The sequence below is a fragment of the Verrucosispora sp. SN26_14.1 genome (assembly GCF_004307965.1).
Classification (GTDB): Bacteria; Actinomycetota; Actinomycetes; order Mycobacteriales; family Micromonosporaceae; genus Micromonospora.
Window position 1 is genome coordinate 1 of sequence record NZ_SISL01000180.1, and the last position, 11,120, is coordinate 11,120.

Below are 11,120 nucleotides of genomic sequence, written 5' to 3' on the forward strand. Positions count from 1 at the left end.
AGAGGTGTATCAGAGACAGCCGGGCGGCCAACGCCGAGCGGACCGACAGCACGTCGCGCACGCTCGGGTCGAGGTGCTCGCTGACCGTGGCCAGGTCGTCGTCGGAGACCTCGTCCAGGGCACAGTCCCGGACCGCGCAGAGCGCCACCAGCTTGCCGGTGATCTCGTGCGCGTCGCGGAACGGCACACCCTTGCGGACCAGCCAGTCGGCCACCTCGGTGGCCAGCGAGAAGCCCACCGGCGCGGCGGCGACCAGGCGGTCGACGCGTACCGTCATGGTGGAGATCATCCCGGCCAGGGCCGGCAGCAGCAGTTCCAGGGTGTCGACCGCGTCGAAGGCCGGCTCCTTGTCCTCCTGCATGTCCCGGTCGTACGTCATGGGCAGGCCCTTGAGCATGGTCAGCACCGCGACCAGCCCACCGACCAGCCGTCCCGACTTGCCCCGGGCCAGCTCGGCGATGTCCGCGTTCTTCTTCTGCGGCATGATCGAGGAGCCGGTGGCGAAGGCGTCGTCCAGCTCCACCCAGCCGAACTCGTGCGACGTCCAGAGCACCACCTCCTCGCCGAGGCGGGACAGGTGCACGCCGACCAGCGCCGTGATGAAGAGGAACTCGGCGACGAAGTCCCGGTCCGCGACCGCGTCCATCGAGTTGGCGAACGAGGTGCGGAAACCCAACTCCTTGGAGACCGCCACCGGGTCCAGCGGCAGCCCCGACCCGGCCAGCGCGCCCGCGCCGAGCGGGCTGACGGCGGCACGGTGGTCCCAGTCGCGCAGCCGCTCCAGGTCCCGCAGCAGCGGCTGCACGTGGGCGAGCAGCCAGTGACCGAAGGTGACCGGCTGGGCGTGCTGCAGGTGCGTCATCCCGGGCGCGGCGGTGTCCACGTGCCGCTCGGCCTGCTCCACCAGCGCCTCGGCCAGCTCGACCAGCCGCGACGCCACCCCCCGGGCGTGGTCGCGCAGATAGAGCCGCAGGTCGGTGGCGACCTGGTCGTTGCGGGACCGGCCGGCGCGCAGCTTGCCGCCGAGGCTGCCGAGCCGTTCCAGCAGCCCGCGTTCCAGGGCGGTGTGCACGTCCTCGTCGTCGACGGTGGGCCGGAAGGCGCCGGAGGCGCAGGCCGCCTCCAGGTCGTCCAGGGCGGCGAGGATGCGGCCCAGTTCGTCCGGGTCGAGCAGGCCGGCGCCGGCCAGCACCCGGGCGTGGGCCCGCGAACCGGCGATGTCGTACGGGGCCAGCCGCCAGTCGAACTGGACGCTCACCGACAAGCGGGCCAGCGCCTCCGACGGGCCACCGGCGAACCGGCCACCCCACAGGCTCGTACGGTTGGCGGGCGCGCTGTTCTCGGTCAGGCTCTTGTCGTCCACCTGGCCCATTCTGGCGGTCACCACCGCGACGCTCCGCACCGGGCGTCCCGCCCGAAGTCCCGCTCGGTCATGGTGCTGTGTTCCCTTCGGTGTACTCGTCGCGACGGGCCCAGCCGGCGAGCCGTTCGCCGAGCGCGGCCCCGCCGTCGGATTCGCGGGCCACCACGAGGATGGTGTCGTCACCGGCGATGGTGCCGACCACCTCCGGCAGTCCCGCCCGGTCCAACGCGCTGGCCAGATACTGTGCGGCCCCCGGCGGCGTCCGCAGCACGGCGATGTTGCCGCTGGAGTCGACCTCGTTGAGCAGTTCCCGCAGCAGCCGTACCAGCCGGGCCGGCGCCGCCTCGGCGTCGCGCAACGGCCGGTGGCCGTCCTCCGGGATGACGTACACGGCCCGACCGTCGCCGCCCCGGGCGGTGACCGCCCCCAGTTCCTTCAGGTCCCGCGAGAGCGTGGCCTGGGTGACCTGGACGCCCTCGTCGCCGAGGAACTCGGCCAGCTCGGTCTGTGAACGGACGGCCCGGTCACGGATCAGCTCGACGATGCGGGCGTGCCGGGCGGCACGGGTCAGCGGTGCACTCATGTCTTCTCCTCCAGGAGGAACGCCAGCAACGCCTTCTGGGCGTGCAGCCGATTCTCCGCCTGGTCGAAGACGGCACTGCGCGGGCCGTCCAGCACCTCGCCGGTGATCTCCTCGCCCCGGTGCGCCGGCAGGCAGTGCAGCACGATCACCGTCGGTGCGGCGTGCCCGAGCAGTTCCTCGTTGACCTGGTACGGCAGGAACGGGGTGGCGCGGTCCAGCCCGTCGCCCTCCTGCCCCATCGAGACCCAGGTGTCGGTGGCGACCACGTCGGCGTCCCGGACCGCGTCGACCGGGTCGACGAGCACCCGGACGCTGCCGCCGGTGTCGGCGGCGATCGCCTCGGCACGGGCCACCACGTCGGCGTCGGGCGCGAAGCCCTCCGGACCGGCGACCCGGACGTGCATCCCGGCGGTCGCGCCGGCCAGCAGGTACGAGTGGGACATGTTGTTCGCCGCGTCGCCGACGTACGCCAGGGTGCGCCCGGCGGTGTCGCCGAAGCGTTCCCGCACGGTCAGCAGGTCGGCCAGGAGCTGGCAGGGGTGGAAGCCGTCGGTCAGCGCGTTGACCACCGGCACGGTGGCCCCCTCGGCGACCTCGGCGATCCGGTCGTCACCGTGCGTCCGCAGCACGATCGCGGCCACGTAGCGGGACAGCACCCGCCCCGCGTCGGCCAGCGTCTCCCCCCGCCCGAAGTGGGTGACCTGGGTGTCCACCACCAGCGGGTGCCCGCCGAGTTCGGCGATGCCGGCGTCGAACGAGATCCGGGTCCGCAGGCTCTGCTTGTCGAAGAGCACCGCCACCGACCGCGGACCGGCGAGCGGCGCGTACGCGAACCGGTCGGCCTTCATCCGGGCCGCCAGGTCGAGCACGGCGGCCTGCTCGGCGGGCGACAGGTCGTCGTCACGCAGGAAGTGCCGGGTCATGCCTTGGCCTCCGTCGGGTCGAGGTCACCGGCCGGGCCGGGGGTGGGCGTCACCGCGTCGAGGGCGAGGGGCAGCGCGGCCAGGAACGCGTCGGCCTGGTCGGCGGTGAGGATCAGCGGCGGGGCCAGCCGGAGCACGTCCGGCTGGATCGGGTTCACCAGGAAACCGGCGCCGCGCAGCGCCTCGGCGGCGGCGGCCGACACCGGCGCGGTCAGGGTCACGCCGAGCAGCAGCCCGGCGCCCCGCACCCCGCCGACCAGCGGATGCCCGAGCCCCTCGATGCCCCGGCGCAGCCGCTCCCCGATCCGCTTGACGTGGTCGAGCAGCCCCTCGTGGGCGATCGTGGAGATCACCGCGAGCGCGGCGGCGCAGCTCACCGGGTTGCCGCCGAACGTGCTGCCGTGCGACCCGGCGACCAGCAGGTCCGCAGCCGGGCCGAAGGCCAGGGTGGCACCGATCGGCAGTCCGCCGCCGAGCCCCTTGGCCAGGGTCACCACGTCCGGCTCGACACCCTCGGCCTGGTGCGCGTACCAGTGTCCGGTGCGACCGACACCGGTCTGCACCTCGTCGACCACCAGCAGCGCGCCGTGCCGGGCGGTGATCCGCCGGGCGGCGGCGAGGTAGCCGGCCGGTGGGACCACCACGCCGCTCTCGCCCTGGATCGGCTCCAGGATCACCATCGCGGTCGCGTCGGTCACCGTCGCCTCAAGGGCGGCGACGTCACCGTACGGGACGTGGTCGACCTCGCCGGGAAGCGGACGGAACGGGTCGGCCTTGGCCGGCTGACCGGTCAACGCCAGGGCACCCATGGTCCGGCCGTGGAAACCACCGACGGTGGCGACCACGTGGGTGCGGCCGGTACGCCGGGACAGCTTGAACGCCGCCTCGTTGGCCTCGGCGCCGGAGTTGGCGAAGAACACCCGACCCGGGCGTCCGGCCAGGGCCAGCAGCAGCTCCGCCAGGGCCACCGGGGGTTCGGCGACGTACAGGTTGGAGACGTGCCCGAGCGTGGCGACCTGCTTCGACACGGCGGCCACCACGGCCGGGTGCGCGTGCCCGAGGGAGTTGACGGCGATGCCGCCGAGCAGGTCCACGTACTCCCGACCGGCCTCGTCCGTGACCACGGCGCCGGAACCGGACACCAGGGCCAGCGGCGGCGTGCCGTAGTTGTCCATCATCGACTGCCGCCACCGCTCGACCAGCGTCATGCCGGCACTCCGCCCGCTCATGAGGGGATCACCATCGTCCCGAAGCCTTCCGAGGTGAAAACTTCCAACAGGGTGGAGTGCGCGACCCGACCGTCGACCACGTGGGCCGCGGGTACGCCCCCGCTGACCGCGCGCAGGCAGGCCTCCATCTTGGGCACCATGCCCGACTCCAGCGACGGCAGCAGTGCGGCCAGCTCGGTGGTGCCGATCTCGCTGACCAGGCTGGAGGTGTCCGGCCAGTCGGCGTACAGGCCGGGCACGTCGGTGAGCACGACCAGCTTGCGGGCGCGCAGCGCGACCGCCAGCGCGGCGGCGGCGGTGTCCGCGTTGAGGTTGTGCAGCACCCCGTCCACGTCCGGCGCCACGGTGGAGATCACCGGAATCCGGCCCGCTCCGATCAGGTCGTCCACCGCCGAGACGTCCACCGACTCGACGTCGCCGACCTGACCCACGTCGACCGCTTCGCCGTCCACGTACGCGTGCCGGCGTACCGCCGTGAACAGCCCGGCGTCCTCGCCGGAGAGCCCGACCGCGAACGGGCCGTGCGCGTTGATCAGCCCGACCAGTTCCCGGCCGACCTGCCCGACCAGCACCATCCGGACCACGTCCATCGCCTCCGGGGTGGTCACCCGCAGGCCGCCCCGGAACTCGCTGTCGATGCCGAGCCGACCGAGCATCGCCGAGATCTGCGGCCCCCCGCCGTGCACCACCACCGGCTTGAGCCCGACGTAGCGCAGGAACACCATGTCGGCGGCGAAGGCCCGCTGCAACTCGGGGTCGACCATGGCGTTGCCGCCGTACTTGACCACCACCGTGGAGCCGGAGAAACGGGCCAGCCAGGGCAGTGCCTCGATCAGGGTGGCGGCCTTCTCCTGGGCGCGGGTCAGATCCGAGGTCAGGGTCACCGGACCGGCCTTCCGTAATAGATCATGTTGAATACGCCGAGTTCTCGTGCACGTAGCCGTGCGACAGGTCGTTGGTCCACACCGTCGCCTCGGCGGCGCCGGCGTGCAGGTCGATGCGGATGGTGACGTCGCGTCCGGTCAGGTCGACGCGGGACCGGTCCTCGGCGGCGGCGCCGGAGCGGCAGATCCAGATCCCGTTGACCGCGACGTCGATCTCGTCCGGCTCGAACGTGGCGGCGGTCGTGCCGACGGCGGCGAGGATCCGCCCCCAGTTCGGGTCGTTGCCGAACAGCGCGGTCTTCACCAGGTTGTTGCGGGCCACCGACCGGCCCACCTCGACCGCCTCGTCCTCGTTCGCCGCGCCGACCACCTCGATGGCGATCTCCTTCGTGGCGCCCTCGGCGTCGGCCAGCAACTGCCTCGCCAGGTCGTGGCAGGCGGCGGTGACCGCGCCGGTCAGCTCCGCCTCGCTCGGCGTGACCCCGGAGGCACCGCTGGACAGCAGCAGCACGGTGTCGTTCGTCGACATGCAGCCGTCGGAGTCGACCCGGTCGAAGGTGACCCGGGTGGCGGCCCGCAGCGCCGCACCGAGCGTCTCCGGCGGGGCCACCGCGTCGGTGGTGAGTACGCAGAGCATGGTGGCCATGCCGGGAGCCAGCATGCCGGCGCCCTTGGCCATGCCACCGACGGTCCAGCCGTCACCGCGCGTCACGGCGGTCTTCGGTCGGCTGTCGGTGGTCATGATCGCCTCGGCGGCGGCGTCGCCGCCGTCACCGGCCAGGGCCCGCACCGCCGAGGCCACTCCCGGCAGGAGCTTCTCCATCGGCAGCCGCTCGCCGATCAGACCGGTGGAGCAGACGGCCACCTCACCGGCGCCGTACTCCCGGCCGCTGACCGCGCTCAGTTCGGCGGCGGTGTGCTCGGCGGTGGCGTGGGTGTCCTGGAAGCCGGCCGGGCCGGTGCAGGCGTTCGCGCCGCCGGAGTTGAGCACCACCGCCCGGACCAGGCCGCCGTGGACCACCTGCTGGGTCCAGACCACCGGGGCGGCCTTGACCCGGTTGCTGGTGAAGACCGCGGCGACCCCGGCGTCCGGGCCGTCGTTGACCACCAGGGCCACGTCGGAGGCGCCGCTGGTCTTGAGGCCGGCGGCGACCCCGGCCGCCCGGAACCCGCCGGGGGTGGTGACGGTCATGGCGCGACTCCGAAGCAGGACAGGCCCGTGGTCTCGGGCAGACCGAACATCAGGTTGGCGTTCTGCACCGCCTGGCCGGCGGCGCCCTTGCCGAGGTTGTCCAGGGCGGCGACCACGATCAGCCGACCGGAGTCGACGTCGACGGTGGCCTGGAGGTGGCAGGAGTTGCCACCGAGGGTGGCGGCGGTGTGCGGCCACCGGCCCTCGGGGAGCAGGTGCACGAAGGGCGCGTCCGCGTACGCCTGCGCCAGCACCGCGCGGGGGTCCACCTCGCCGGTCGGCCGCGCGGTGACCGTGGCCAGGATGCCGCGCGGCATCGGCGCCAGCACCGGTGTGAACGACAGCCCGGTCGCGCCGGTGGCCTGCTTGATCTCGGGTACGTGCTGGTGGGCGCCGACCTTGTAGGGCGACAGGTCGCCCGCCACCTCGCTGGCCAGCAGGTGGGTCTTGGCGGCCCGGCCCGCGCCCGAGGTGCCGCTGGCGGCGACGACCACCACGTCGGCCGGGTCGGCGGCTCCGGCGGCGATCAGTGGTGCCAGCGCCAGCACGATGGTGGCCGCGTAACAGCCGGTGTTGGCCACCCGCGTCGAGGCGGCGATGCGCTCCCGCTGACCGGGCAGTTCGGGCAGCCCGTAGGTCCACGCGCCGGCGTGGGTGCCGCCGTAGTAGCGGGTCCAGGCGTCCCCGTCGACCAGGCGGTGGTCGGCGCCGAGGTCCACCACCCGCACCTGCGCGGGCAGCCGGGACGCGAGCGCCGCCGACTCACCGTGCGGCAGGGCGAGGAAGACCAGGTCGGCATCGGCCAGGACGTCCGGGGTGGTCGCCGCGAACGTCAGGTCCATGCCGGTGAGCTGCGGGTGCACGCTGTCCAGCGGCTGCCCCGCCTGGCGGTGCGCGGTGGCGGCGACCAGGTCGAACTCGGGGTGCCCGGCCAACAGGCGCAGCAGTTCACCTCCGGCGTATCCGCTCGCCCCGGCGACTGCGACCCGAATTCCCATACCTACCTCCGCATGACTATGCAGAAGAGGTTAGCAGCGGCCGATGACTGACCGCAAGGTCATGCATACCGCTGCATGGTGATGTCACCGGGTGCGGACGGGACGGTCAGAGCCGCCCCTCGGCCACCGCCCGGGTCACCCACGGGACGACCTCGTCGAGCATCTCGTCCAGCGAGGTGGCGGCCGTGAAACCGAGCACCTCGGCGGCCTTGGTGGTGTCCGGCACACGCCTCTGCACGTCGTACTCGAAAGGGTCGTCACTGACGTGACGGAACGGCACGTCCGGCCCCTTGATCTTGCGCCAGATCACCTCGGCCAGCTCCAGTACGGTGGTCGACCGCGCGGTGGAGAGGTTGAAGTCCTCGTTCAACGCGGCCGGGTGCTCGACGGCGAGCGCGATGCCCCGTGCCAGGTCACCGCCGTAGGTGTAGTGCCGCACCTGGTCGCCCTCGCCGAGGATGTGCAGCGGGTCCTGCCCCTTGACGATCTTCTGCACCAGGTCGGGCACCACGTGCGACATGGCCAGCTTGACGTTGCCGGAGAGCACCTCGGCCTGGCCCAGGGCCCGCCCCTCCCCCACGCCCACGCAGTTGAACGGCCGCACGATCGTGTACGGCAGCCGGTACTGCTCCCAGGCCGCCCGGGCGTAGTACTCCACGGCCAGCTTCTGGAAGCCGTACGAGGAGAGCGGAGGCGGGATCCGCCGCTCGTCGCCCTCCCGGCTCGGCCAGTGCGTCGTCGACTCGTACACCATCGAGGAGGACAGATAGGTGACCTTGGCGAGCCGACCCTCCCGATGGGCCCGGATCGCCGCGTCACAGGTGGCCGCCATGATCCGTTCGTTGGTGGCGAGCAGGTCGTAGGCGTACGCGTGGAAGTAGGAGATCCCGCCGATCATCGCCGCACCGGCGACCAGGTGGTCGCAGCCGTCGAGCAGGTCGGTGAGCAGGCCGACGTCGCGGGCGTCACCCTCGACGAACCGGAAACGCGGGTGCGTGTCGTAGCTGTGGGTGACCGGCCCGTACTTCGAGAAGTCGTCGATCCCGACCACCTCGTGCCCGCGATCGAGCAACTCGGAGACCAGATAGCCGCCGATGAAGCCGGCCGAACCGGTAACCAGGACCTTCGCCACGTACGCTCCTAAGCCGTCTTCTCGTACTCGGTGCCGCGCTGTTCGTACCCGGCGCCGCGCGGGACCGCCACGACCGCCGGCCCGCGCCGGGCGGCCATCTTCTCCCGGCTCAGCCGCCGACCGTAGGAGAAGACGTACCAACGCAGGTAGCCCGGCAGGAAACGCCCCAGGTCGAAGTGGGACTCGCCGAGCGGTCGGTCCAGCCAGATCGTCGGGATCTCCGCCACCGGCAGCCGCAGCCGGGTCGCCTTGGCGGTCAGCTCCAGCCCGATCTCGAAGCCGGTCCGCGACTCGATACCGACCTCCCGCACGAACGCGGTGTCGTACGCCTTGAAGCTGTTGGTGGCGTCCCGGGTGCCGACCCGGGCGAAGGTGTACAGGCTCCGGCCCGCCCACCGGGACATGATCCGCTTCAGCCGTGGTCCGCCGACCTGCTGGCCGCCCGGCATGTACCGGGACGCCGCCGCGACCACCACACCCCGGTCCACCAGCCGGGCCAGCTCGTCGATCTGCCGGGGGTCGTCACAGCCGTCGGCCATCGTCACCACCACGACCGGCGCCCGGGCCGCGTCGATGCCGAACCGGATCGCGTTGGCCGGGCCCCGCCCGTAGGTGTTCAGCACCGCCCGCACCCGAGGATCGGTCCGCGCGATCTGCTCCACGTACGGCACCGTGGTGTCCTCGGGCTGGTCGTGCACGATGAGCACCTCGGCGGGGAGCATCAACTCCCGCAGCATCCGTTCCAGGCAACGGACGATCGCCTCGCCCTCGTCGTAGACCGGCACGATCACCGAGACGCGCGGGTTCACACCCGCACCCCCTGCCCGGTCAGGCCCCACATGTCGATCACCGGCCGGTCGGTGTCGAGGCGGGCGTACTGCTCGTGCGGGGCCGCGATGACCAGCAGATCCGACCGGCGCACCACCTCGTCCAGGTCGAGGAGCCGCTCGTCGACCACGTACGGGTCGGTGCAGAGCGTCTCGCGGGCCTTCAACGCGAGGATCTTGCGCAGCTTGTACGCCAGGCTCTCCCGAGGGTCGTCGCTGCCGCCCTTGAACGCCATGCCGAGGATGCCCACGGTCGACGTGGCCAGATCGAAGCGGTCCTCCAACCGGGACACCAGATACAGCGGCAGCCCCTCGTTGATCAGCATGGCCGAGTGACCGAGCACGAAATTGTTCCGGTTGAAGGCGGCCAACTGCATGGTGTCCTTGAACAGGCACGGTCCGGCGGCGAAGCCCGGCATCGGCAGGTCCGCCGCGCGCGGATAGTCGAACGCCGCGGCGTGCCGGATCCGGGCGAAGTCCAATCCGACGTCGTTGGCCATCATCCAGAACTGGTTGGCGGTGGCGAACTTGATGTAACGCCACGTGTTGGTGAACAGCTTCGCCAGCTCCGCCTCCTCCGGCTGCAACGGCACGATCTGCTCGGTGAGGTGCCGGAACAGCCGCTCCGCCCGAGCCTGCGCCTCCGGCGTCCGCGCGGCCACGATCTGCGGCAGCGCGAACAACTCGGTCATCGCGTGGCCCTCGGCGATACGCTCCGGACAGAAGGCGACGTCGGCGTGCACACCCTTGGCGGCCAGCAGCTTCTCGGTCAGCGCGGTCACTCCCGGATAGACGGTGCTGCGCAGCACGACGAGCTGACCGTCCCGCAGGTGCTCCGCACAGCGTTCCAGGGCCCGGGGCACGGCACCGAGATCCGGGTTGAGGTGCTCGTCGACCGGCGTACCCACCACGACCACCAGATGCGCGGAGAGGCCGACGGCCGCCGGGTCGGTGGTGGCCCGCAGACGACCGGCGGCCACCGCCTCGGCCAGCGGTGCGGCGGCACCCGCCTCGGCGAACGGCAACGTGGCGGCGTTGACGGTGTCCACCGCGTCGGCGTTGAGGTCGTACAGCACGACGGAGAGTCCGCGGGCGGCGAAGGCGATGCCCAGTGGCAGGCCGACCCGGCCACAACCACCGACTATGCAGACGTCGACCGCAGGGGGTGGCTCGTCGGACATGAGGGGGCTCCCGTGGGGTGGCGGGTCTGATCGGCGGCGGTGCGCGGGGTCCAAGCAGGCTAACCGCTCGCACGTGACTCGCGGGTAACCAAACAGCTATCGATGCCAGCCTTTCGGCCGATCTCTGCCCCTCGGCTCAACCCCGGCATGTAAGGAGGGGTCCCCTGCTATGCACGAGGCGTTAGCAGGGGACCCCTCCTTACATACGCGTCAGGCGCCGCGCAGGGTGGCGTGGTAACGCTCGGCGGCACGGGCCACCGCGGCGTCCCTTGCGGCCACCGCCTCCTCGACGGTCAGCGTCCGGTCCGGTGCGCGGAAGGTCAGCTTGTAGGCCAACGACTTGCGGCCCGCGCCCACCTGCTCGGAGGCGTACACGTCGAACAGCCGCACCGATTCCAGCAGGGTGCCGGCGCCCTCGGTGAGAGCCTGCCGCACCGCCTCCGCCGGGACCGACTCGTCCACCACCAACGCCACGTCGATCAGCGCCGGCGGGAAGCCGGACACCGTCGGCGCGAGCGCCACCGGCGCCTCCGGCAGCGCGTCCAGGTCCAGCTCCATGGCGCTGGTCCGGCGGGGCAACTCCAGCGTGGCGAGCACCGTCGGGTGCAGTTCACCGGCGTGGCCGACCACCGTGCCGTCCACCAGCAACGCGGCGCACCGGCCGGGATGCCAGGGGGCGTACTCGGCGGCCCGCACCTCGATGCTGTCCTGCGGCACCCCGGCGGCGGCCAGCACCGCCCGACCCGCCTCCACGGCGTCCGCCCAGCCGGCCGCCCGGCCCGCACCCCACCAGCCGGCCGGCTCGACG

Annotated in this window: 10 protein-coding genes and 1 pseudogene; all 11 read right to left on the reverse strand. The window is 72.3% G+C overall.

Features of this window, described 5'->3' with window-relative positions; genetic code table 11:
* Positions 1-1,372: argininosuccinate lyase (gene argH / locus EYA84_RS17055; RefSeq protein WP_131054063.1), on the reverse strand; the 1,372-nt coding region annotated here is incomplete at its 3' end.
* A 58-nt stretch (positions 1,373-1,430) separates the two neighbouring features.
* Complete coding sequence (locus tag EYA84_RS17060) at positions 1,431-1,946, reverse strand: arginine repressor (RefSeq protein WP_117230175.1); 516 nt, start codon at positions 1,944-1,946, stop codon at positions 1,431-1,433.
* Positions 1,943-2,869, reverse strand: coding sequence for an ornithine carbamoyltransferase (argF, locus tag EYA84_RS17065; protein WP_131054057.1), 927 nt, complete (start codon positions 2,867-2,869; stop codon positions 1,943-1,945). The genes EYA84_RS17060 and argF overlap by 4 nt, the downstream gene beginning before the upstream one ends.
* The gene (locus tag EYA84_RS17070; RefSeq protein ID WP_394347579.1) at positions 2,866-4,098 is read right to left on the reverse strand and encodes an acetylornithine transaminase; all 1,233 of its coding nucleotides are present in this window, start codon (positions 4,096-4,098) and stop codon (positions 2,866-2,868) included. The genes argF and EYA84_RS17070 overlap by 4 nt, the downstream gene beginning before the upstream one ends.
* A complete protein-coding gene (argB, locus tag EYA84_RS17075; protein ID WP_131054058.1) occupies positions 4,095-4,982 on the reverse strand; it encodes an acetylglutamate kinase in 888 nt (295 codons plus the stop codon). Before argB ends, EYA84_RS17070 begins: the two co-directional genes overlap by 4 nt.
* A 22-nt stretch (positions 4,983-5,004) precedes the next feature.
* Positions 5,005-6,174 (reverse strand): bifunctional glutamate N-acetyltransferase/amino-acid acetyltransferase ArgJ, encoded by a 1,170-nt coding sequence (argJ, locus tag EYA84_RS17080; protein WP_131054059.1) that lies wholly within the window; start codon positions 6,172-6,174, stop codon positions 5,005-5,007.
* Positions 6,171-7,172: an N-acetyl-gamma-glutamyl-phosphate reductase gene (gene argC, locus EYA84_RS17085; RefSeq protein ID WP_131054060.1), complete on the reverse strand. Its 1,002-nt coding sequence runs from the start codon at positions 7,170-7,172 to the stop codon at positions 6,171-6,173. The genes argJ and argC overlap by 4 nt, the downstream gene beginning before the upstream one ends.
* A gap of 106 nt (positions 7,173-7,278) precedes the next feature.
* Complete coding sequence (locus tag EYA84_RS17090; RefSeq protein WP_131054061.1) at positions 7,279-8,304, reverse strand: NAD(P)-dependent oxidoreductase; 1,026 nt, start codon at positions 8,302-8,304, stop codon at positions 7,279-7,281.
* 8 nt (positions 8,305-8,312) lie between these two features.
* Entirely contained in the window at positions 8,313-9,113 is an 801-nt protein-coding gene (locus EYA84_RS17095; RefSeq protein ID WP_236145813.1) for a glycosyltransferase family 2 protein, read from the reverse strand.
* The gene (locus EYA84_RS17100) at positions 9,110-10,312 is read right to left on the reverse strand and encodes a nucleotide sugar dehydrogenase (protein WP_131054062.1); all 1,203 of its coding nucleotides are present in this window, start codon (positions 10,310-10,312) and stop codon (positions 9,110-9,112) included. Before EYA84_RS17100 ends, EYA84_RS17095 begins: the two co-directional genes overlap by 4 nt.
* A gap of 210 nt (positions 10,313-10,522) precedes the next feature.
* A pseudogene (locus EYA84_RS17105) lies at positions 10,523-11,120 on the reverse strand (phenylalanine--tRNA ligase subunit beta); the annotation flags it as partial.

Bases quoted from the DNA above. Each gene is read 5' to 3' on its own strand.
- EYA84_RS17060 (WP_117230175.1), bottom strand. From the start codon at position 1,946: ATGAGTGCACCGCTGACCCGTGCCGCCCGGCACGCCCGCATCGTCGAG.
- argF (WP_131054057.1), bottom strand. From the start codon at position 2,869: ATGACCCGGCACTTCCTGCGTGACGACGACCTGTCGCCCGCCGAGCAG.
- EYA84_RS17070 (WP_394347579.1), bottom strand. From the start codon at position 4,098: ATGAGCGGGCGGAGTGCCGGCATGACGCTGGTCGAGCGGTGGCGGCAG.
- argJ (WP_131054059.1), bottom strand. From the start codon at position 6,174: ATGACCGTCACCACCCCCGGCGGGTTCCGGGCGGCCGGGGTCGCCGCC.
- argC (WP_131054060.1), bottom strand. From the start codon at position 7,172: ATGGGAATTCGGGTCGCAGTCGCCGGGGCGAGCGGATACGCCGGAGGT.
- EYA84_RS17100 (WP_131054062.1), bottom strand. From the start codon at position 10,312: ATGTCCGACGAGCCACCCCCTGCGGTCGACGTCTGCATAGTCGGTGGT.